The organism is Bacillus cereus group sp. MYBKT111-2 (assembly GCF_051915205.1).
Lineage (GTDB): Bacteria > Bacillota > Bacilli > Bacillales > Bacillaceae_G > Bacillus_A > Bacillus_A paranthracis.
Map to the genome: position 1 here is coordinate 379,312 of NZ_JBQAEG010000002.1, position 23,512 is coordinate 402,823.

The window sequence follows — 23,512 nt, forward strand, 5'->3', positions numbered from 1 at the left end:
TTTTTTATCCCGCATTAACGGGCAGTAAGACCCCCACCTCAAAATTCAGCGGAAGCAATGCAGTTAGGTGGGGGATCAACTGCCCGTAAAAGCCCGATTGGTGAGGGCTAATAATCAGTGGGGGATGAACCCCCCCACTGATTAAAGTTTCACTTTATTGTATCACCGATTATTTTAATTCCCCGAACTATTTCTTCTTCTTTCAAACGTGAAAATCCTAATCGAAACGTGTTCGCTCCTCCTCCATCAGAATAAAACACATCTCCAGGAGAAAAAGTAACCCCTTGCTCATAACACTTTTGCAAAAGTGTGCGGGCATGAATTTTTTCTTCTAACTCTATAAATAAATGAAGTCCACCATCACCGGTCATTCTTTGAAACGGAATGTACTCGTTACACGCCCCAACAGCTAACTCATATTTTTTCTTATAAACAGATCTTGCCTTTTTTAAATATTTTTCAAAATATCCTTCATGTAAATATTGAAAAAGAACAGCTTGATCTAAAGTAGATGTGTGAATAGTTCTTGCTCTTTTCACACTTTCTAAATAATGAATTAGTTCTTTATCTGCAATGATCCAGCCTACACGTAAGCCAGGGAAAAGTACCTTTGAAAAGCTACTAATATAAATCACATTATTACCAGCACCAGCAAAAGTTAATAATGGTGCTAAATGTGAACCTGAATAACGTAACTCTTCATTAAATCCATCTTCTATAATAGGAATCTTATATTTTGAAAATAATCTCATCAGTTCCGTTCTTTTCTCTGAACTCGTCACAATGCCGGTTGGATTATGATAGGAAGGAATTAAATACGCAAAATCAAACTCTTTTTCACGCAAGCTTTTTTCAACTTGATTCGTATCAATACCATCTTCATTCATATCAATACCATGAACTTCAAGGCCATGTAAGCGGAATAGCTTCAGCGCAGCATGGTGAGTTGGATTCTCACAAATAACTCGACCTGATTTCTTTGACAACGAGGATATTACAATGTCTAATCCTTCTGTAAATCCATTTGTAATTAAAATATCTTTGTTCGAAATATCTACACCTTTCATTTCCATATAATGAAGTAGATATTTCATTAACGGTCTATAGCCTTTTGCGTATCCGTAATTTAATACGACATCACCTTCAATGGACATACGAGTAAGAAAAGCTCTTTTGAAATTTTCCACATCAAATAGCTTTTCGTCCGGAGCAATACTGTTAAAAACAATCATTCCTTTTTCCCAACGAACACCATGTTTCATTAAATCTAATTCATCCGCTAATAAAGTAACTGTATTAAGTTTATTTTTCCAATCTATTTCAACAGACGAAGTGTTCGATATATCAACCTTCGCAACAAAATTTCCTTTTCCTTTAACTGCATAAATGAGCCCTTCTTGCTCTAAATCTGCATAAGCAGCGAGTACAGTGTTTCTGCTTACACTAAGTAATTCACTTAGTTCCCTTGTTGAAGGAATTTTTTGATCCCCGAGCAAATGCCCTTTCATAATCATCTTCTTTAAATAATCTTTTAATTGAATATAAACGGGACGATCTTTCACAACTTTAAAATCTTTAAACAAATTCTTACCCCCTGCAATTATTTTTGCATATTTATTTCATTCTCAAAAGGTCCACTACATATGTATTTTTTATAAAGGGCGGTACGGTTTTATAAAATACAACTTTAATCAATTAGTAACTTTACTCCCCGTTAATACGTGACAAATCTTTACGATATAAATTAATTATATCTTTTAAAGCTGCTGCTGCGGCTCCGCGTGGATTTGATGCACCACCAATTGTAGTAACTTGGCCCATCGTATCTGTAAAGAACGTAATCCCTTTTTCTGTCCCATTTACATTTGCTAGCGGATGATCTTTATCTATTTCGCACGGTTCAACATTTAAATTCACATTGCCATCCTCATCTTTATATGCTGATGCAATTAATTTAATAAATTTATTTTGTTCCTTAGCATTTCGAATTTGTTGTTTTGTAACATGTTCAATTCCTTTTATATGTATATCTGTAAGCATATGCTCTGTTCCCATTAAACTGTTTGTCAAAAGTAACAATTTACACGCACTATCAGAACCACTTACATCTAGTATTGGGTTCGTTTCAGCAATTCCTTTACGTTGCGCTTCTTTCAGTGCTTCTTCAAACGTAATATTTTCCTCATTCATTTTCGTAAGAATATAATTTGTTGTCCCGTTTAGTATTCCTTCTATTTTTTCAACATGGCAACCAGCTAAACTAAATTGACCAATATCAAGTGTCGGTAATGCGGCCGCAGTTGCACCACTATATCGAATTCGTACATTTGCGATTTTTGCAGCTTCATTTATTTCTCTCCAGTTTGTAACTAGCGCACCTTTTGAAATTGCTACTATATCCATCTGCTTCTCAATCGCTTGTTTCATATATTGTTTCCCTGGATTTCCATCTTTAAGATTTGTAACCGTTGATTCTACCAATACAGTACCACTTATGCTAGTTGTTGCACGTTCTTTCGGATGATACTCTAAATATTTTTCAATTGCAGCAGTACCGCCACCATACATCAATAAATGATGAAGAGATAATCCGTCTTCATTATGTATTGCAATATTTCTCCCTAATACGCCACTTACAACTAATTGAATCCCATATGTTTCATATATATATGAATATTTTTCATTTAATAATTTTATAAACTCTCTTCCTACTGTTCCGTATCCTGATAATACAACTTTAATTTTCATAATATCCCCCCATATTTTTCTACCAAATCCCTCTTTCAATATAATATAAAGCGCCCCCGAATTCCATCGAGAGCGCTTTATTATTACCTATTTCGGTAAACGTGATAGCTTTTCAGCAATTGTTCTATAAAACTCTTGAATGTTAGAAAAACCTAACGTGTCTGAAATACTTAATCCCACCATGTCGAGATGGTCCCAATTTGCTTTCATTTCGATATGATTCCATTTTCCAATCTGTAATGACTCATTATTATTTACAGTTGCATTAGATGATGGTGCAATCATAGAATTTGTATTTACTACACCATCATTTTGCCACCAAGAAGTATTAATTAATGGGCGGTTTTCTTCATATCTCGCATAAGAGCCTAAGAAAAATGCATTCCCCATTAACACTTTATTCATCGTTATATGAGGCAAATGTAAACCTGTTATAGGTGCCGCTTGTGATGCATGTCCACTATAGGATAAGTAATACACATTCGGTTGCGTCTTTACCCAAGTATTTAACTCCTTTGCACCATCAGTACTTAAATCCCATTGACTTATATCTTTTGTATTTTTCCAAATTGAACTATTTAAAATACGATCAGTATATTGTAAAGATGACTCTCCAGCATTCTTCTTTAACCCCCATTGATCCAATTTGAAATCATATAATGATAAATTACTGTTTCCTCCTAAACTTGCAGCTGTAATGAGTAAATCTTTAACGAACGGTAGTAGAAGACTACCATCCGCAAGTGTTGTACCGTTGTGAGGGGTTGCTAATGTTGTAACACTATGAACATATGATTTCTCACCCTCAAATAGTGGTGATATTTTGTTGTTTGGGTGATTTTTCACATAATTTTTTTCTTCAAAACTGCCTTCTTTTAATAGCTGTACCAATGTTCTAATTGTTTGTCCACCCATGCTATGTCCGACTAAATGTACTTTATTTATTTCACTCCAACTCGGCATGAAACCACTATAAGTTCTTCCAAAACGATTATGTCCATGTTTCTCAGCATGTGCGGCACCGTAGTCTACTGTTCCACCGTTAATTTGGGCATATAATTCACATGCACGATCCCAGTTACTAGAAACTGGTCCAACGGCTGCGGTATGAACTGTATAACCATTGCGTTTCAAATCTTCCTGTATATCATGAACACCACCCCAATATTTAACCCCTAGCATTTCCTCTCTACCCCATCCGGCAAACCCGTTTACTAAAATGATCGGATAATTATTTTGTTGACTCTCTTCAGCGTATATTACTTTCGTGGCGAATGAACATACAGTCATCAATGCAAAAAAACATATTTTTAAAAATAACTTCCCCATACTTCCTCCCCCTAATAAAACGTTTACATTTTTAAATTTACAGCATGCTTTAATAACTTAAACATAATGTAAAGTATTTTATATACGTTGTATATATAGAAAACATATACAAATGTTGATAAATATTTGCTTTTTACAATACAACTTGTAAATCTATTTATTTGAATTTATAATTAGATATAGTTTCCTCATGTTAAAAAGATTTAAAAACCATAAGAAAACTAATCTCATTGCTTCAAAAGGAGGAAAAATCATGCAAATCGGATCAAATATTCATACATTGTCTCAACCTACTAAAATAACTCCATCTAATCTTGAGCATAATACTATCTCTTCTACTAAACTTGAAAGTAAGAAAGTAAATGATCCCATCAAGTTCGATATTCGTTCATCCGAAAAAGAAATGAAACAGCCAGAGCATAAATTTAATGAATTAGATTTATGGAAGATGCTAAAAGATAAAGGTGTTCCTTTATGGATCATCCTTGAAATGCTACAAAAAGTTCGTAAAGAAAAAGAAGCTCAAAATAATTCGACTCAAAATACTAATGCGATTGAGGAAACAAACGAGACTCGATTAAATGAAGTAATGTAATCTTTTTTATATAAATAGTCTATAAACTAAAAAGAGTTCAAGCTTGATAAAGTTTCTATCAAGCTCGAACTCTTTTTTAAGATTTTTCTCCAATCGTTACAAACTGAAAAGATACTTCTCCTTCCAAACCTTTAATTAGCTTTTTTACTTTGACATTTTCATTAATCATTGTATTATCTGTCGACATTTTAGGTTTTTCGTCACCTATAGATTTTTTAAATTGAAGAAGATGCATTTTTGTTTCATTTGCTTTTATTTCCTTATATACGCTATTTTTTGCTACAATCACATACCATTGTGTTGGATAAATACGCTTGTTACCTATCCAAGCGTCACTATTGTATATGACAGGAATCTCTTTCCCTTCTAGTTTAATACTTTTCAAAGTCTTTTCGTCGTCTTGCGCAAACAGTAGCGAACCCTCTTTTGGGAATTTCGGTAACGTATTTACAGGTATATAATTAGAGCCATTGTCTCGTTCACGAAAAACTTTAGCTTTAATCAATGCTTGTGCTGTAGACTCATTTAAAATTAATACCTGTCCGTTTCCAACTTTACCTTTTTTTACAGAAAACACTTCATTTTCTTTCGTAATTTCCTGATAACGATTAATAATTGGTGAAATTTTATTTTCATCTCCAATGATTAATATACCGTTTGCAGGAAATAGATTCTCCTTTTTAGAACATGCACTAAAACTTATTAATAGTAGTATCGTTAACATAAAAATAGTTAGAGTTCTTTTCATCGCGTTTCCTTTCATTATACAGTTGATTTTTCACATACTTTCATATAGTCTTACAAGCTAATAAACTCTATTGTTCCATAACCTTATAAAGCTTTTGTAGGTAACGCCAACGGGTTATAAAGAAATATAAAACTTGTATACAAATAAATGAAATTAAAATTACGATAGAACTATTCATAATAGAAAAATCGAGTAATTGTTGTAATGCCATATAAGCGACTACGGTATGTATCACTGCAATGATAATCGGTAAGAAGAACATTAATAATAACTGTCTCGTTACAACTTTCTTTAGCTCGCGTTTACCTAATCCCATTTTCGAAATCATTTTATATTGCTGTTGATCACGATCCAAATCCGTATATAATCGGAAATAGATAAAACTAGCAGCGAATGTAAAGAAGACGATTCCGACTAAAACACTTGCCATAAGTAATAGTCCATTCGTTTGCTTCGCACTTAACAAATCTAGAGTTAAAGCTCGAAATTGAAAACTACCTTCTTCTTTCGCGAATGTACTAATTAATTCGTTTGAAATTCTCTTCGTTTTTATCCAATCGTCTACAACAAATCCGTAAGTACGATATGGAATATGAATATTATTTGGATCACTAGTAATAGGTATTTCATCATATACTTGATCCTGAACAGCGATATATATTTTTCTAGTATCATGTGGTAAAACTAAATTTTCTACAGCTTTTTCCACTTGAAATGTCTTTGTCCATTCACCTTGAATGACTTCTATACTTTTTTTATAGTCGCCATTTTTAAATTCGTGTTTTTGTGATACGACTCCAGGAATTAATAAAATTTTACCTTCATTTTCAATTGTTTCTTGTTGATATCCAAGTGCTTTAGCAAGATCGTTATATTCGCTTAACTTCATTACAATTACATTACTTTCTGTGTATATATATGAAGCTGAAGCCATTCGATATGGAATATTAGCATCAGCAAGATGTTTTTTTATAATAGAAAGATTTTTATTTAATGCTTTATTGTTTTCAAAATCCTCATATAAAAATGTATACGGATTTGTCATCCTTACTCAATCTTTACTTCCAATTGCAGCTGTTGTACCAATCGCTGTAAATGCAACTGCTGAAACAATAGAAACTATAAAAAACATTGTTGCATTATCTTTCATACGGTAAATTAATTCAGAAATCGTTAATATATTTGTTCTCTTTAAAAAGAAAGATTCTCTCCTTTTAGCAAGATGTAATATATACACGCTACACTGTGTATATAAAAAGTACGTTCCTATAATTACTAGTAGGACACCCATTCCGAGCGTAGTAAAACTGGAACTTGAAATGAAACGAAATACTAAGAAATATCCATATCCTATACTAATTAAAGAAAGTAGTGATAATAAAATTGAAGATTTCGGTTCAGGTTTTGGTTTTTCCTCTGCTCGAATAAGTTCCACAAGTTCCGTTATTTTTACCATTTTAAATGTAAATAGTGAAACAATGAAAAATAAGAAAAGAAAAGTGATAATCGTTAATAATACAGCCTTCACTGGTGTATAAAAAGGCAAACCATTATTAATCATTAATACACTTGCGCTTATCAATAAGACTAGTTTAGAAAATATGAGTCCAATGAAAATCCCTATACAAATTGAACCAAATCCAATCAACATATTTTCAATTAATAATAATTTCTTAAATTGTCTCATTGACATACCTTGCATCATTAATATGCCAAATTCTTTCTTACGAGTTTTTAAAAACGAACTAACTGAATATAAAATAAAGAAAAATGAAAATACAAATATCAACCCTTGTGAAACTTTAAATCCTAATGTACCAAATGCACTGATTGTTGTACTTGTCGATTTCAACTCCCCTTGTAGATCAGGATGAAATAATAAAAGTGCATACGTAAAGAAAATCATAATTGAAAATGCACTACTTAAAAAATGACCTGCATATGTACGCTTATTACGAAAAATATTATTAAATGCGAACTGACGAAAAGTCATGCCTTTTCCCTCCTAACAAAGAAAGGACATCCATAATCTTTTGATAAAACGCTTGCCTGCTTTCACCGCAATAAATTTCGTTATATAGTTGACCATCTTTAATAAAGATTACTCGGCTGCAAAAACTCGCTGCATACGGATCATGAGTAACTAACATCATCGTAGCTTTTTCTTGTTTATTTAGAGTATCAAGCATCTCCATTACATCATTTGAAGATTTAGAGTCTAAATTCCCTGTAGGTTCATCTGCGAGTAATAATTGCGGCTTATGAACGATTGCGCGAGCGATTGCTGTTCTTTGAGCTTGTCCTCCTGATATTTCAAACGTTCTTTTACTTAATATTTCTGTAATGTTTAATTTCTCTGCAATTTCTTCCACTCGTTTGTTCATTTCTTTCACAGAAACACCATCTAAAGTCATTGGCAATACGATGTTTTCTTTTACAGTAAGTGTGCTAAGAAGATTAAATGATTGAAAAACAAATCCTAATTGTTTTCTGCGGAATAACGCTAAATCTTCTGATGATAATTGGAAAGGATTTGTGCCATTTATTAAAATTTCTCCCGATGATGGAGAATCAATAGTAGATACCATATTTAATAACGTTGTTTTCCCACTACCAGATGGCCCCATGATCCCTATAAATTCACCTTCTTGAATTGATAAATCAATATCTACTAATGCCTTATAAGGTACTTTCCCTTTATATACTTTACTAATACTTTTTGCATGTAAAATTTCCATGTATATTCTCCCTTCATTTGCACGTCTCATAACAGAGTGTAAATGAATTGTCTTACAGTTCATATTGATTCGTCTTTCATTTATCTTACACGCTTGTAAGATTTCTAAAAAAACTGATAATAAAACTAGTTTCATACTATAATCGATGTATAACTATTTTATAATATTTGCATAGTGGTTTGAAATACAATACTATTTTCTAATCTTTATAATAATAATAAAAGACCGATTGCTTTATCGGCCTTTTTACTTTCAAATATTATATTTTTAACTATTGTATTTAGTTGAAGCATATTTTAGGTACAAATAAAATACTATTTCACTTGATAATAGCCATTGCAAAAAACAGCGTTCTTCGGTTTAATTGCAATTAATATTGAATTGTAAATATCTGAAGCCGAAATGAATGTGTTTAACCAACATATCACTGTTTTGGCGAAAAGCAATTCCATCGATAAGTCATCTCAATTGTAGCTTTCATATGTTAACAGCTATAAAATGAATGTAAAAAAGCTTAGAGTTAAAACTCTAAGCTTTTTTATAATTTCGTTTCAATTCCTTTTACAGAGCACTATTTTTTATCCATTCGGATTTACTCAATACATAATGGTTATAAATTTGATTTTCTATCGTCTGTTGACCCAAATAAGTAAATCTACATTTTTCAATAACTTTATTTGATGCTACATTGTTAATTAAAGCAATTGCGTTAAGGAGATCTACATTCGTTTTTTCAAACAAATAGTTAATCAGTCCTTTCGTTGCTTTCGTTGCATAACCATTATTATGATATTCACTTGAAACTGCATACATAATTTCTCTGTTTGGTGAAGGGAGTTCTTCTTTAATACTCGTACAGCACCATCCAATAAGCTCATTTGTACCTTGCATAAATATCCCTAAATGTAAGGAGCGGACATCTATGTTAGATGTATTTTTCACGGCATCCAGAAATGCTTTATTTGCTGGTATTTCATCATTGATAATCCAATGAATTCTCTGTTCTTTCGTTGATTTCCAGTCTGGCAAAAACTTTTCTATTTCCGGTTGATTGGATATGTTATAAATACTCTCTGCATCTGTAATCGTAAACTCTTGCAGATATATATCTCCACAATCTATTCTAAATAACTTAGGCAAACTCTCTTTTCCCATGTTAATCCCCCTTACTTACATTAAAGCTCCTTAATCTGCTTCGTAAGTTCCATAAACCGTTCATCCAGTGCTTTATATTCTTTGTCTTTAGAAGTTAAAAAGCTTAATTTACCTAATACTTCTTGCCTCTCTGTTTCTAGTGTTAAACGTAGCTCTTCGATTTCGTCTCTTGTTTTCGTAGGTTCTTCGAGCTGCTTTTGTATTGTATTGTTTACAAACACAAGCTTTGTATTAGTTGTTTTCTCCAGAAAATATCGATCGTGAGAAACGATAACGAGCGTTCCGTTATACTCAGCTAATGTATTTTCAAGCTGTTCACGTGAAGGAAGATCAAGGTGATTCGTAGGTTCATCTAAAATAAGTACATCTTTTTCATCTAAAATATAAGCCATTAGCTTACATTTTACTCGTTCACCCATACTCATATATCGAATCGGCTCTTTCCATTGGGAAGATTCAAACCCTAAATGTTTCATTAAATTTTGGACTTTTCCTCTTTCTTCAAACGTCTCTTTGAAAAATAAATCTTCTGGTGTTTTTTCCAGCGGTAAATCAAATACTTCTTGTGTTAAATAACCGATGTTTGCTGAAGGTGAAATCCATACTTCTCCTTCAGCAGTTTCGTTTCCCATAATCATCTTCAGTAAAGTTGTTTTCCCGCTACCGTTTGGTCCAACAATCGCAATCTTCTCACCGTGTTGAATTGTAAAATTAACGTTTTCAAATAATATTCGATTATTAAATTCTTTCCGCAATTGTTTTACTTCTAAGAAACGTTTCCCTACTTTTTTACTCGCTTGAATAGAAAATTCAACCGAATAATCTTCTTTCACACGTTCAACTTTCGTTTTCTCAAGCTCTTTTTCAAGACGTTTTCGTTTCGATTTTACTTGCGCATCCATTCGCTTCGCCTTTACACGATAAAACTCTTTCACACCTTCTTGTTTTGTGGACTGCGCATGTGCCTTTTGTGACCATGAGCTTAATTCTTTTATATGAGTTTCTACTTGTTCTATCTTTTTTTGTTGTTTTTCATATTCACGCTGCTGCGCCATTCTTTTATGTTCACGCGCTTTCATATAACTCGTATAATTCCCGCTATGATCAATTAATTTCTTATCCTCAATTGACCATATTCTAGTCGCGACAACATCTAAAAAATATCGATCATGCGATACGACGATAACTGTACCTTTCATATTTTTTATTTGTTTAATAAGAAATTCCGTACTCATCTCATCTAGATGATTTGTCGGTTCGTCTAATATTAAGACATTAGGATTTTCAGCAAATCCTTTTGCTAATCGAACTTTTAGCTTTTCACCACCACTTAAAGTAAGAAAATCATTCGTTGGCACGCCCCATTTCGCAAGAAGTTCTGCTTCTTTTGCAATTATATCCTTACTAACAAAAGATTCTTTTTCTTGTTCAACATATGCTGTTGTCATGTTCATTTGCATCCATTCAACAGTACCTTTTGAAGGCTCAATCTTCCCATTTATTAATTGAAGTAACGTTGATTTACCGGCACCATTTTTACCAATTAATCCGATAACATCCCCTTGTTTTACTGTCACATTCATTTTCTCTAACAACATATTTTCTTTTATTTCAACATAAACATCATTTAATTTTAATAGTTCTTTCATAAATACCGATCCCTTTCATTAAGGGAGAATAAAAAAAATCCTCCCAAATAAATTTGGCAGGATTAGTCGTAAAAATATTTATACCCAAATAAGCTATCGCGCAATATAAATAGCAATACCGTTGTATGGAAATTGGGCAGACTAATCCTATTTTTTAGAAATTGAAATGTATTGAATTTCAACATTTAAAAATAAGATTAGTTAATCATCGTCCACCCATCATTCCTTTCCGTCGTTAATAACCATATTGTACCATACTAGTACTGTATGAGTAAATGTAATTATATGTGCTGTTAAAAAGATTGCTTTCTTTTAGATTTATTTATCATTTCTTAACCTCATATTGAATAAGCACAAATTACATTGATTGTAATACGTCCTTTAGATTTCCCCTGTAAAAAACTTCTAAACACTATATTATATAAAAAAATTTTTATTCGTTATCCAATAATAACTTATTGTTTTTCAATAAATTATTATTGATTACTCCCCTTTAATAAGCTATTATATAGTTGCAGAAAATATTAATGTAAGGATTGAATTTATGGACAGGACATTAAAAATTACAAAGTTCAATATGTTTTTAAGGATTTTCCTCATCCCGATTATAGTAGGGATTATTGTTGGTATACTAACTAAATTAGGTCAAGGTATACTTCCAGGAAATTGGCATTCATTAGCTAACTTAGGAAGCGTTTGGTTAGTTCCATCCTTTTTCGTGGCTAGCCTTAGTTATTCTAAGCGTACAGCTATGCTTTCTGGTACCCTTGCACTACTCGGTATGGTATTAGGCTACTATGGTTATGCAATAGTTATTAAAAATGTAGCTCACTCTATTTATTTTATATCTGTATGGATTGTATGTGCATGTATAGGAGGAACGATCTTTGGAATTGCAGGTTTTCTATGGAAAGATACTACAAACCCACTTCATAAATTCGGAAGCGCACTTTTAAGTGGAGTTTTTGTAACGGACGGACTTCACATTCTATTAAACTTTGAAGATTACAGTCACATGTTACCTGTTGGATATACGGAAGTAATAGTCGGAATTATCTTGATTCTTGTATTAGAACGCTCTAATGCTTGTCGTGTGTCTTCTTTCTTAATGATGATTCCTATCACTATTTTGGGATTAATTGGGTATAAATTATTAAGTTTGTTTACTTAATTACAATACTGTATCATGAAAAAACAAAAGACTAATTGTATTATAGTCCACAAAACATATCACGTATTCGAACATTATATTTATACATAGGATAGGATCCATGAAGCTATCTCTTTCAAAGGGGTGGCTTTTTTCTTCCAAAAATATTTATCAGCTTTTTATTAAATCCTTCAAATTTAACAATCGTATTTATTAGTGTGTCATTATACATACTAATATAACGTTTTACCATTTCATATAACCGCTATAAAAAAAGGCTAAAAAACTTATTTCCAAAGCTCTTTAGCCTAGATCACTTATTTATACATTATAAAATTTAATTCGTACAACCGTACCTTTACCAACTTCTGAATGAATTTCTACACTATGTCCTAATTGCTTCGTAATTTCATATACGAGATATAGCCCCATTCCAGTTGATTCTTTAAAATCTCTACCATTTTCTCCTGTAAAGAAAGGTTTAAACACTCTTGGCAAATCTTGCTTCGGTATGCCTACACCGTTATCAGCAATTTCAAGTATAACATTATTACCTTCCTTACAAGCTTTCACTTTAATCTTCTCTCGACTACCAGATGAATATTTAATCGCATTTGATAGTATTTGTCCAATTAAAAATTGTAACCATTTCGCATCACTTTCTACTGTAATGTCCTTATCAATTTTAAGCTCTGGATATACAAAATTCCGGATAAAGAAGCGTTTATGTTCATGCACAGAATCATTCACTATTTTATGTAATTGTACTCTTTCCACATAAAAATCTTGTGTAAATGCTTCTAAACGTGCGACATACAGTGCCATCTCTAGCCCCTTTTTCAACCTATCTGTTTCCTCATTTATACTTTCAAAACGTGGATCCACTTCATCCTGTGTAATTAATTCTATTACGGATAAAGGTGTTTTCATTTGATGAATCCACTGATTCATAAAAGTTAAATGATCATTATTTTTTCTCTCTTGTATGTGGAGTTGATTTTGATAATGGCGATATTGTACCTCAAGCAAGTCTTGAAGCGCAGCAGATATAGCTGCAAAATCAGATTTTTGAACAGATTCATCTAAAGATTGCATCGGGTTTGCTAATCGTTCATAGAAAGTACGATGAGTAAAGTAACGAAGTACTAAATAGCCTACCATAAAAAAGGCACCTAAAAACATTGCATACAATGCCGTCGCGATATGCTTATGCCCATCAAACCAATATACGAGAAATATGGATAATAGTTGGATGACTGTAAAACAAATAAGAGGTATATGATCACGTATAAACAGCCTTATCATTTTTCCATACCAGTATCCCAAGTAATATGTAGTCTATATCCAACACTACGAATCGTTTCAATCGCATCCTCAATCTGTAACGTTTTCAACTTTTTTCGCACACGTGTTGTATTTACACTCAATGTATTATCATCAACATAGGATTCGCTATCCCATAATTTATTTAATAGTACTTCTCTACTCACAACACGCGGATAATTTTTCATTAACATTTCTAATAAAATAGCTTCATTTCTCGTTACATCAATTTCTTGATTCTTAAGCTTCAATACAAGCCTTTCAGGATATAAACAAAGACCATGTTGCTCAACCATCCGTTCTTCTATTTTCGGTGCATAATCTCCGTAAGCACGCCTTAAATGACTTCGAATTTTAGCCATTACAACTTCGTAATGGAATGGCTTTGAAATGAAATCATCGCCACCGTTTTCTAGCGCCATAACTTGATCCATCGTACCTTCACGAGCTGAAATAAATAATATCGGACATGTAGAAACTCCGCGAATTTGACGACACCAATAGTAACCATCAAAACTCGGTAAATTAATATCTAATAAAACTAACTCTGGTTGTTCTTCTAAAAAAATATTTAATACATTATGAAAATCCGATACAATAATCCCTTCATACCCATATTTCGCAACATGTGTTGATAATAGTTCTGCAATTTTCATATCGTCTTCTACAATCATAATTTTAACCATGTGTTTACTCCTTTTTCGATCCACAATCTTATATTCAATTATATAAAATAAATACTACCTTTTTTTATATAATCCGTAAATCAAAAAAGATACTTTTATACAAAATCATCCTTCTTCTATCATTTCTTATTTAATATGGAATTCACTCATAGTAAACCCCAATTTCTCCACATAATTCATCCCTAATTCCATTCGAGCAGTCTTCAGCGGGTCAACCACTTGACAAACTTTTAAATTGCCGGCAGCTGATAATAAAAGCGTGGCATCAGCTTTAGACATTTGTAATTCTTCATGTAAAAATGTCACCATATTACGTACAGCACGATTCGCTGCATCATCTAGCAATTTTTCTGAAGCTATCGTCATTACTTTTTCTTTTTGAATAGCCATTGGTAGAGGCCATTTTTTCCCTTTTATAATTTGGACTGTTACGGTTACCTCACCAGCAACCTCTACTCCACTAACCCCAATTTCACCATCGCCCATCGCTGCGTGTAAATCACCTAATGCTAATAGAGCACCAGGAACATTTACAGGTAATAATAATGTTGTCCCTTCTTTTATCTCTTTACAGTCCATATTCCCGCCGTGATCATGCGGTGTGCCACATGAAATACTCTCTTCTTTCGGCGCTGTTCCAATTACACCGATCATTGGATTAATTGGGATTTGTAGTTCATTTGAAAACAAAACATGTTCATTATGTACTGAGACAATTTTCACTGTATTTTCATGTAGCTCTTCACCCATTACACCAAGATTTGCACCTGTAGTTAAAACGCCTTTCTCTGCAATTTTTATCTTTTCAATCGTAACAACTAATATATCACCAGGTTCTGCACCATTAATATATACTGGACCAGTCGCTGGATTAATCCGGTTCCAATCTAACTCTTGGAACACAACATCTTCAGAATTAATTTGATTTTCAAAGCAATCATATGTTTCAAATATAAGGCGACTCCCAATTTCTACTTCCATACATGGTTGATTTTCTGGTGACATTGCGTAAATGATATGGTCTTTCTGAATTCGATGCATATTATCTCTCCTCTTTATATTAGTCTACAATTACTAATTAGCTTTTTTCATAAAAGCTCCTTTTAATAATTAATGAATTTACATATAGAAAAGCACTTAGCTTATTTTCATACATACACTCTTTACTATAACAGGTAAAGAAAGTTGGTATCACTATGCCCCTTATTCCATATAACGAAAGCGATGTTGATTTACTAGCTCGTTTAATGCGTGCTGAAGCTGAAGGCGAAGGTCGACAAGGTGAACAACTTGTTGGATGCGTTGTAGTAAATCGTGTATTTTGTGATTGCTTAGACTTTAAACAACTCCGTACCGTACGTGATGCAGTATATCAAAGCCCAGGTGGATTTGAAGCTGTACAATACGGATATTTTTATCAACGGGCTCGTGAATCAGAAAAAGAAATCGCACGAAAAGTTTTACAAGGTGAGTGGCGCTGGCCTGCACGATGGGCTCTTTGGTATTTTCGGCCAACTGGATCTTGTCCACCTGAATGGTATAACCAGCCGTTTGCAGGGCAATTTAAAAGTCATTGTTTTTATGAACCACGTGGTGATGAATGTCCGAAAATGTATTCACGGTAGTAAAAATAACACAAGTATTTATGAAAACTAGTACTTGTGTTATTTGTTATTATCATAAAATCACATCACATATTTACATAGTACTAGCATTCCTATTGTCAATTATGCATCTATTATAAAATGGAACACTTTCATTAAAAAATATAGTTTTTTAGGGGGGTAGTAAAATGACCAGCTCTAACAATCGTAATGGAAATGATGAATTTTTATCTGCTGCTGCATTTGACCCTAATTTGGTAGGACCCACCCTTCCACCAATTCCTTCATTTACTTTTCCTACTGGGACGATTGGGCCGACTGGACCTCAAGGGCCTCAAGGTATTCAAGGCGTTCCCGGCCAGCCTGGTCCAACTGGGCCTCAAGGCGTTCAAGGTATTCAAGGCGTTCCTGGAGATATTGGACCGACTGGGCCTCAAGGTATTCAAGGGATACAAGGCGAACAAGGGCCTCATGGAGCAACTGGACCTCAAGGCGTTCAAGGCATTCAAGGCGAACAAGGCGACATCGGGCCGACTGGGCCTCAAGGCATTCAAGGTATTCAAGGCGTTCCTGGGCCCCTTGGTCCAACCGGTCCTCAAGGCATTCAAGGTATTCAAGGCGTTCCTGGGCCCCTTGGTCCAACCGGAACTCAAGGCATTCAAGGGGAACGAGGCGCAACTGGGTCTCAAGGAGATATCGGACCGACCGGACCATCAGGTGGACCACCAGGACCAACTGGACCGACTGGACCATCAGGCGGATTACCAGGACCGACTGGACCGACTGGACCACCGGGTGGACCAACCGGACCAACCGGGCCTACCGGAGCGACTGGATTTCAAGGCGAACAAGGTGAGCAAGGGATACAAGGAGTTCCTGGCCCACTGGGATCTACTGGACCTCAAGGCATTCAAGGCATTCAAGGCGAACAAGGCGACATCGGGCCGACTGGACCCCAAGGCATCCAGGGGATACAAGGCGAACAAGGCGACATCGGGCCGACTGGACCCCAAGGCATCCAGGGGATACAAGGAGAACAGGGTGACATTGGGCCGACTGGGCCTCAAGGCTCTCAAGGCATTCAAGGTATCCCTGGACCTATTGGGCCGACTGGTTTTCAAGGTCCTCAAGGGATACAAGGAGAACAAGGAAACATCGGGCCGACTGGGCCTCAAGGGCCTCAAGGAATACAAGGGGTAGCTGGTTCCCCGGGTTCTCAAGGTAACATTGGACCTACTGGACCTCAAGGCAACACCGGTGCAACCGGTACCCAAGGTATTCAAGGACCTATTGGGCCTCAGGGTAACATTGGACCTACTGGACCTCAAGGCAACACCGGTGCAACTGGTACCCAAGGTATTCAAGGACCTATTGGACCTCAGGGTAACATTGGACCTACTGGACCTCAAGGCAACACCGGTGCAACCGGTACCCAAGGTATTCAAGGACCTATTGGGCCTCAGGGTAACATTGGACCTACTGGACCTCAAGGTAACACCGGTGCAACCGGTACCCAAGGTATTCAAGGACCTATTGGGCCTCAGGGTAACATTGGACCGACCGGTCCGACTTTTTCAAGCTCATATAGAAATTCCTGGGCTTTCTCTAGTAGTCAACAAGTAGTCAACAAAGGTAGCACTGTACCTCTAAATTCCGATGGCCCAAGTACATCCGATATCACCCGTTCAGGTAATACAATAACGGTAAATACAAGTGGGGTGTATTTTGCTTGGTTTGCTGTAAATATGGCCCCTGGTAGTTCAGGTGGATTCGCATTGGCTATAAACGGTACCGCTGTAGGGGGAAGTAGTGCTGTAGTGGATAATACAAACATCCAAGCTCAACAAGTTAGTGGAGCAAGACTTTTAAATTTAAATGCTGGTAATCGAATTACCGTTATTAATATAAATAGTAGTACTGCTAGTATTACATTACCAGGATCATCAAGTAACGTTACAAGTCCTGATGTAGTTCAATTAATCATTTTTAGAATAGCTTAGCATTATACTTAACTACTCTAAATGTTCACTTCAAATTGTGTATAGAAAAACATTGTTAGTACGATAAAATATTACGTTAAACTAAAACAACGCAAACACTAAGTTTTATTAGTGACTGCGTTGTTTTCTATTTAATGGTGGCAGTCTAACAATTGGATTGCTTTCTCATTTCCAATTACCTGTATAAGCAAGGGGATTCGAGGTCCAGATTCTTCATTCAAAATAAGTTTGTATATTGTATGAAATAATTGTTTTTGATTTTCTTTCATTATTTTTTTATTTTCATGATGACAAAGCGCGTACAGTTGTTCCATTAAGTTAGAGTAATCTTTGTTAGAACGAAGTATGTTGCAGACTTCTACTAGCCGTTCTTTCTGTCTTTCATTTAATGTGTTGTAAAACTCTGTATTTCTCTCTTGATTTACCGCAATTAATTTTTCAGATTGAAAGTTTCTTATCCAATACTCTGCACGATTACATATCGCAATCATAGCATCTAATGCATAACTTCTATCTATTTCATCTAATGTATCTTGTAAAATAGATGAATCAAAATTTAATAGCGGCAATATTCCTGCTACTTGATTAAATTTCGGATATTCTTTAAATCTGCTATCTACTCTAGAAAGCTTAATTGCATCAAATAAATCTTCATTTTTGAGCGTTTTATTCTCATAACTATCTTTCAATCGTTCATATTCTGTATAATTGCGAATTACATCTTCATCAAGACCGATATGAAACGCTGCGTCTGGCCTATATTTTGCAAACATAAATAGAATCAATTCGGGCAAATACACTTTTAGCAACTCGCTAGGTGTAATACTATTCCCTGAGGAACTAGACATTTTTTCATGATGCCCTTTAATTCCAATAAAATCGTAAGCAATGTAATGAGGCGCTTCACGATTGAATATTTTTCTCGCAATTTCTTTTGATACATTATAACTACCCGTTTCTGATGAATGATCTCTTCCGCCCGGCTCAAAAACAACATCCTCTATCATCCATCTCATCGGCCAATCGATTTTCCAATTCAGTTTCATTTCATTTGTATTTAATACCGATAATTCAGTTTGATTTCCGCATTCACATTCATACCGAACTGTTTTTAATACTTCATCAAAATGTGTAATCATTGTCGCATCTTTCCCGCATTTCTCACAATATAATGTAACCGGATAAAAGTCCTCTCGCTCTTCTTCACTATACTCTCCCGTTTTAAAACTCATTAAAATATCATATATTTCTTTTCTTTTATATAAAGCCTCCAATATGTTTTTGTTATATCTTCCACTTCTATATTCAGCATGTTGATATATGAATTCCACTTCAATCCCAAATACTTGAAGCGATTCCTCAAACTCTTTTTCAAAATGCTCGGCATATGAATTATGACATCCATACGGATCTGGTATATCACAGTATGGCATTCCGATATACTTTACAAAAGATGAATCAACATTTTTAGGGACTTTTCTAAATCTGTCGTAATTATCCCATGAAAATATAAAACGAGTCTTTTTCCCTAAATCTTGAAGCGCCCTTACAACAAAATAAGTCGTTACGATTTCACGAAAGTTCCCAATATGAACAGAACCAGATGGACTAATTCCAGATGTGCAAACAAAAGTTTCTTTGTTTGGATGTTTTCTAATTAATTCGTGTGCTACTTCATACGCCCAATGCATATGTTACTCACCTCAATTGTTTTTTGTTTTCAGATTTTCAGTTTTATACAATAAAAAAACTCCCACCCCCAAGATTATTCATCTTGAGGACGAGAGTTATTAGCTTCGCGGTACCACCTCAGTTTGTCAATATGTCGCCATATTAACCTCTTCAGGTACGGCAAAATATGCTTATACCCTATCTCTATAACGGGAGATCCCGTCGCACCATCCCTAAATAAATTAGTTCCTTGCGCAGCTCCAAGTCTTTTTTCATTAAGATTTATACTGCTCTTTCTCAGCTACCAGAGCTCTCTGTACGTATTCTTTCTTAACTACTCTTCTCTTCCATGCCATTTTACATATTAGTTTTTTCATATGATAATTTAAAATAGTTTCATTGTCAAACTTTTCCGAAATAAAACAGTATAATTATCTAAAAAAATTCTTTATCGCTTCTAATTGAATTTTGTGGCTACACTCATCACAACAATATACCCCTTTTGGTTTCTCTTTAAATCGCTTATATTTTTCACTGCCTTCATAAACACGAAATATATTTTTACAAGAAAAACAAACAATTTCATAAAACATCATATGCATTTTCCTCTCAATATTTATACATTTTTTTAATCACTCGAGAAAATCAGTTTTTCCATGGTACAAATCTTAATATTTTCTGATTAAAAGGTTTGCTCCTATTCTTATCGAATTATATAAATATCTTATAAAGCGAGGTGAACATCTTGGACAGTAATATAGAATTAGTTTTAGATGCGAAAGCAAGTTTAGCTGAAGGACCATCTTGGAATGAAAAAAAGCAACTTTTATACTGGGTTGATATTGTGGAGAAACAATTATGCATATTTAGTCCTACCGCTAATACAAACCGAGTAATTGCTCTCAATCAACAAATTGGCTGTGTTGTTCCATATTTAGATGACATACTACTCCTAGCTATGGAAAATGGCTTTTATTCTATTAATGTAGAAACAGAAAAACTGACACATATTTTTGACCCTGAACCACATTTATTTAAAAATCGTTTTAATGATGGAAAATGCGATCCGGCAGGACGTTTTTGGGCAGGTACTACAGATACATACGGTATTAATGCTGCTGGCTCCTTGTATTGTTTAAATAATAATTTAAAGGTAGAGAAAAAAGTTTCACATGTAAATACATCAAATGGCATAGCTTGGTCACCTGACCATACATACCTTTACTATATCGATACACCTACTAAAAAAGTAGTTCGTTTTCATTATGATATATGCTCTGGAGTAATTCGTAATCCAAGTGATGTAATTATTTTCCCCGAAAATGACGGTCTACCTGATGGTATGACAATTGACGAGGAAGGTTGCTTATGGATTGCTCATTGGGGAGGTTCAAAGATTACTAGATGGAACCCTTCAACTGGTGAACAAATATTAAGTATCCCGATTCCAGCGCCATATGTAACATCTTGTACATTTGGAGGGCCTAATTTAACCGACCTATATGTTACAACAGCCAGAACAAGAATGACGGATGACGAATTAAAGCAATATCCACATGCTGGTGGTATTTTTCGAATTCAAACAAATGTAAAAGGTTGTCCTACCCATTCATTTTACAATAATAATATTGGAGCTGAAACACTATAAATCGCATTAATTTTATAAGACAAGAAGAAAAGAAATATCACGACCTTTGTTATGAACAATACAAACTATTTGAAACTGGTTCTTGGCTGTACAAACCGGTTAAAACGGTTATGGATTTGATGGATTATTTTGAAGGAAAAAACAACTTGCAAGTACTTGATCTCGGCTCTGGCGTTGGAAGAAATAGTATTCCCATTGCCCAAAAGATTCAAAATGCGAGTGGTACTGTTACATGTGTGGATTTACTTGATTCTGCTTTAACAAAATTACAAACTTATAGTAAAGAATATGGTGTAATTAATAATATTAAAACAGAACAAGCAGCAATTGAAAACTACTACATCCAACGTAATACTTATGATTATATCGTTGCAGTATCCAGTTTAGAGCATGTTCAATCAGAAGAAGATTTAAAAAACGTGCTCCATTCTATGAAAGAAGGTACAAAAAGCGGCGGTATGAATTGTTTAATTATTAATTCGAACATACAAGAAATTGACTTACATACAAATGAAGAGTTAGATGCTTTAATTGAAATTAACCTTCCTACTGAAGATATGATATATCTATTAAAAAGTATTTATAAGGAATGGAAAGAAATTAAAGTTGAAATAAAAGAATTAGTCTATGATATTGTTCGCGATGAAAGGCATATTCAATTAAAAACAAATGCTATTACGTTTGTTGTTCAGAAATAAAACTATAAAAGGTAGGGTTTTTCCCTCATATATTCAGAGAAACACCCTTACCTTTCAATTATAAATTCTTCAAAAAATTGCTTCGTTATTACCATCTAAAACATTATTTTTATTAGAAATACTATTCAGCTAGTAATTGAATTCATTCATTTATTAATAATTGCTTGTCGAGCTTTTTCTTTATCATCAAAATGAATAGTTGAATCTTTTAAAATTTGATACGTTTCATGCCCTTTTCCTGCAATCAAAACAATATCATTAGAAGATGCCATGTTTATTGCGTGAGTTATTGCAAGTTCACGATCTACTTCTACTTTATAATTCAAATTATTATTCTGCAAAAATCCTTTTTCAATATCTTTCATTATTGCCTGCGGATCTTCCGAACGTGGATTATCTGAAGTAATAAAAACAAAATCGCTATAACTTCCAGCAATTCCGCCCATTATAGATCGTTTTTTTGTGTCTCTATCTCCACCACAACCGAAAACAGTAATAACTTTACCTTTTGAAAACTCGCTAATTGTAGAGAGAACATTTTGTAATGCATCCGGTGTATGAGCATAGTCCACTATTACAAGAAAATCTTGATTTTCATCTATAATTTCCATTCTACCTTCAATACTCTTTAAGTTAGATAAGCTATCACAAATGTTTGTAAGCGGAATACCTTCAACCATTGCAACTGTTATTGCTGCTAATGCATTATAAACATTAAAACGACCTACAAGATTAAGGCTAACCTCTATTTCTCCATTAAAGGACGAAACTAAAAAATGAATTCCTTTTGGGCTTAAAGTTATGTTCTTCGCTTGAACATCTGCTCTATTATGTATTCCATATGTGATAACCTCAGCTGAAGTAATTTTTTTAAAGTATTCTACCGATGGATCGTCTGCATTCAAAACAGCTATTTTTTTATCCGTAGTAGATAAATCATTTCCTAATCTTGAAAAAAGAAGACCTTTTACATGCTTATATTCATGAAATGTTCCATGATAATCCAAATGATCTTGCGTTAAATTTGTAAAAACAGCTATTTTAAAGTTACATCCTTTCACTCTTTCCATATGTAAACCTTGTGACGTAACTTCCATAACACAATAATCTGCATTTTGATTTTTCATCATTTGCAAATTCCGTTGAAGTGTTGGAGGTTCTTGCGTATTAATATCAGTAGGATACCATTTTGAATCAACTTTCACTCCGTTATTCCCCATGAGCCCCGTGTGATATCCATAATCACTTAAAATTTTTTCAAGTAAATAGGAAGTAGTTGTTTTTCCATTTGTACCTGTAATTCCAATTAGCTTCATTTTATTAGATGGATAACCATAGAAGTGTGACGCAATAACTGCCATAGCATATCTAGCATCTTTAACAATTATTTTAGGTATCTCAATATTTACATCTCTTTCTACAATTAACGCTACAGCACCATTCTTCACTGCATCTTCAACAAATTGATGTCGATCTTCAAGAAAACCATCGATACCTGATACACATATAAATAGATCTCCATCAGTTATCTTTCTAGAATCCATTTCTAACCCCGTAATTTCTACATCCATATCGCCAATAGTTTCTTTAACCAATAACAAATTCGCCAGCTCTTTTAGTTTCAAATCTCCCGCCCCCTTAAACATTTCCCCTATTTATTTTACCACTTTATATAAAATAATGGCTTAAAATACCATATTGATTTAACGAAATTTATTCATCTTAAATAAACAAAAAATAAAAGAGCACTTGTTTCCGCAAGTGCTCTTT

Annotated in this window: 19 protein-coding genes, 2 pseudogenes and 1 other annotated feature; of the genes and pseudogenes, 6 read left to right on the plus strand and 15 right to left on the minus strand. The window is 34.1% G+C overall.

Annotated features, from left to right (window positions below):
- Window positions 1-149 precede the first annotated feature (149 nt).
- The 3 genes from pdxR to ACTFNE_RS07255 form a co-directional block, all read right to left on the minus strand.
- A complete protein-coding gene (gene pdxR / locus ACTFNE_RS07245; protein ID WP_000471618.1) occupies window positions 150-1,583 on the minus strand; it encodes a MocR-like pyridoxine biosynthesis transcription factor PdxR in 1,434 nt (477 codons plus the stop codon).
- Between the two features lie 121 nt (window positions 1,584-1,704).
- Entirely contained in the window at window positions 1,705-2,748 is a 1,044-nt protein-coding gene (locus ACTFNE_RS07250; RefSeq protein ID WP_270706316.1) for a homoserine dehydrogenase, read from the minus strand.
- A gap of 87 nt (window positions 2,749-2,835) precedes the next feature.
- Window positions 2,836-4,077: an esterase/lipase family protein gene (locus ACTFNE_RS07255; protein ID WP_270706314.1), complete on the minus strand. Its 1,242-nt coding sequence runs from the start codon at window positions 4,075-4,077 to the stop codon at window positions 2,836-2,838.
- 253 nt (window positions 4,078-4,330) lie between these two features.
- On the opposite strand from ACTFNE_RS07255, the gene ACTFNE_RS07260 reads away from it, so the two are divergent.
- Window positions 4,331-4,672: a DUF3914 domain-containing protein gene (locus ACTFNE_RS07260; RefSeq protein WP_001165503.1), complete on the plus strand. Its 342-nt coding sequence runs from the start codon at window positions 4,331-4,333 to the stop codon at window positions 4,670-4,672.
- A 76-nt stretch (window positions 4,673-4,748) separates the two neighbouring features.
- On the opposite strand, the gene ACTFNE_RS07265 is transcribed toward ACTFNE_RS07260, so the two are convergent.
- From ACTFNE_RS07265 to abc-f, 6 genes and pseudogenes are all read right to left on the minus strand, one after another.
- A complete protein-coding gene (locus tag ACTFNE_RS07265) occupies window positions 4,749-5,420 on the minus strand; it encodes a lipoprotein BA_5634 family protein (RefSeq protein ID WP_002163634.1) in 672 nt (223 codons plus the stop codon).
- 67 nt (window positions 5,421-5,487) lie between these two features.
- Window positions 5,488-7,413 (minus strand): annotated as a pseudogene (locus tag ACTFNE_RS07270) (ABC transporter permease).
- Window positions 7,388-8,158, minus strand: coding sequence for an ABC transporter ATP-binding protein (locus ACTFNE_RS07275; RefSeq protein WP_270706312.1), 771 nt, complete (start codon window positions 8,156-8,158; stop codon window positions 7,388-7,390). The pseudogene ACTFNE_RS07270 and the gene ACTFNE_RS07275 overlap by 26 nt, the downstream one beginning before the upstream one ends.
- Before the next feature lie 314 nt (window positions 8,159-8,472).
- A pseudogene (locus ACTFNE_RS07280) lies at window positions 8,473-8,583 on the minus strand (DUF3267 domain-containing protein); the annotation flags it as partial.
- A 136-nt stretch (window positions 8,584-8,719) separates the two neighbouring features.
- On the minus strand, window positions 8,720-9,313 hold the full coding sequence (locus ACTFNE_RS07285) for a GNAT family N-acetyltransferase (protein ID WP_046197357.1): 594 nt from the start codon (window positions 9,311-9,313) through the stop codon (window positions 8,720-8,722).
- A gap of 20 nt (window positions 9,314-9,333) precedes the next feature.
- On the minus strand, window positions 9,334-10,962 hold the full coding sequence (gene abc-f, locus ACTFNE_RS07290; protein WP_002170234.1) for a ribosomal protection-like ABC-F family protein: 1,629 nt from the start codon (window positions 10,960-10,962) through the stop codon (window positions 9,334-9,336).
- A 544-nt stretch (window positions 10,963-11,506) separates the two neighbouring features.
- Here abc-f and ACTFNE_RS07295 point away from each other — a divergent pair.
- Window positions 11,507-12,133, plus strand: a complete 627-nt coding sequence (locus ACTFNE_RS07295; RefSeq protein WP_046197358.1) for a DUF6518 family protein — start codon at window positions 11,507-11,509, stop codon at window positions 12,131-12,133.
- Window positions 12,134-12,433: 300 nt separating this feature from the next.
- On the opposite strand, the gene ACTFNE_RS07300 is transcribed toward ACTFNE_RS07295, so the two are convergent.
- From ACTFNE_RS07300 to ACTFNE_RS07310, 3 genes are all read right to left on the minus strand, one after another.
- Entirely contained in the window at window positions 12,434-13,417 is a 984-nt protein-coding gene (locus ACTFNE_RS07300) for a sensor histidine kinase (RefSeq protein WP_001992193.1), read from the minus strand.
- Window positions 13,414-14,121 (minus strand): response regulator transcription factor, encoded by a 708-nt coding sequence (locus ACTFNE_RS07305; protein WP_048557857.1) that lies wholly within the window; start codon window positions 14,119-14,121, stop codon window positions 13,414-13,416. Before ACTFNE_RS07305 ends, ACTFNE_RS07300 begins: the two co-directional genes overlap by 4 nt.
- Window positions 14,122-14,247: 126 nt before the next feature.
- Window positions 14,248-15,162 carry an acetamidase/formamidase family protein gene (locus ACTFNE_RS07310; RefSeq protein ID WP_046197359.1) on the minus strand — a complete coding sequence of 305 codons (915 nt, stop codon included), beginning with the start codon at window positions 15,160-15,162 and terminating at the stop codon, window positions 14,248-14,250.
- Between the two features lie 155 nt (window positions 15,163-15,317).
- Here ACTFNE_RS07310 and ACTFNE_RS07315 point away from each other — a divergent pair, with 155 nt between their 5' ends.
- Both ACTFNE_RS07315 and ACTFNE_RS07320 read left to right on the plus strand, forming a co-directional pair.
- Window positions 15,318-15,746, plus strand: a complete 429-nt coding sequence (locus ACTFNE_RS07315; RefSeq protein ID WP_270706306.1) for a cell wall hydrolase — start codon at window positions 15,318-15,320, stop codon at window positions 15,744-15,746.
- Between the two features lie 167 nt (window positions 15,747-15,913).
- Window positions 15,914-17,725 carry an exosporium leader peptide-containing protein gene (locus ACTFNE_RS07320; protein ID WP_439997971.1) on the plus strand — a complete coding sequence of 604 codons (1,812 nt, stop codon included), beginning with the start codon at window positions 15,914-15,916 and terminating at the stop codon, window positions 17,723-17,725.
- Between the two features lie 131 nt (window positions 17,726-17,856).
- On the opposite strand, the gene lysS is transcribed toward ACTFNE_RS07320, so the two are convergent.
- Window positions 17,857-19,416 carry a lysine--tRNA ligase gene (lysS, locus tag ACTFNE_RS07325; protein WP_270706532.1) on the minus strand — a complete coding sequence of 520 codons (1,560 nt, stop codon included), beginning with the start codon at window positions 19,414-19,416 and terminating at the stop codon, window positions 17,857-17,859.
- Window positions 19,417-19,498: 82 nt separating this feature from the next.
- Window positions 19,499-19,755, minus strand: a binding site (T-box leader).
- Window positions 19,756-19,827: 72 nt separating this feature from the next.
- Complete coding sequence (locus tag ACTFNE_RS07330; RefSeq protein ID WP_000551046.1) at window positions 19,828-19,998, minus strand: DUF2197 domain-containing protein; 171 nt, start codon at window positions 19,996-19,998, stop codon at window positions 19,828-19,830.
- A gap of 143 nt (window positions 19,999-20,141) precedes the next feature.
- On the opposite strand from ACTFNE_RS07330, the gene ACTFNE_RS07335 reads away from it, so the two are divergent.
- Complete coding sequence (locus ACTFNE_RS07335; RefSeq protein WP_046197363.1) at window positions 20,142-21,044, plus strand: SMP-30/gluconolactonase/LRE family protein; 903 nt, start codon at window positions 20,142-20,144, stop codon at window positions 21,042-21,044.
- Complete coding sequence (locus ACTFNE_RS07340; RefSeq protein WP_101219197.1) at window positions 21,041-21,742, plus strand: class I SAM-dependent methyltransferase; 702 nt, start codon at window positions 21,041-21,043, stop codon at window positions 21,740-21,742. Before ACTFNE_RS07335 ends, ACTFNE_RS07340 begins: the two co-directional genes overlap by 4 nt.
- Window positions 21,743-21,888: 146 nt before the next feature.
- Here ACTFNE_RS07340 and ACTFNE_RS07345 read toward each other — a convergent pair whose 3' ends face one another.
- Window positions 21,889-23,367 (minus strand): UDP-N-acetylmuramoyl-L-alanyl-D-glutamate--2,6-diaminopimelate ligase, encoded by a 1,479-nt coding sequence (locus tag ACTFNE_RS07345; RefSeq protein WP_270706531.1) that lies wholly within the window; start codon window positions 23,365-23,367, stop codon window positions 21,889-21,891.
- Between the last annotated feature and the right edge of the window lie 145 nt (window positions 23,368-23,512).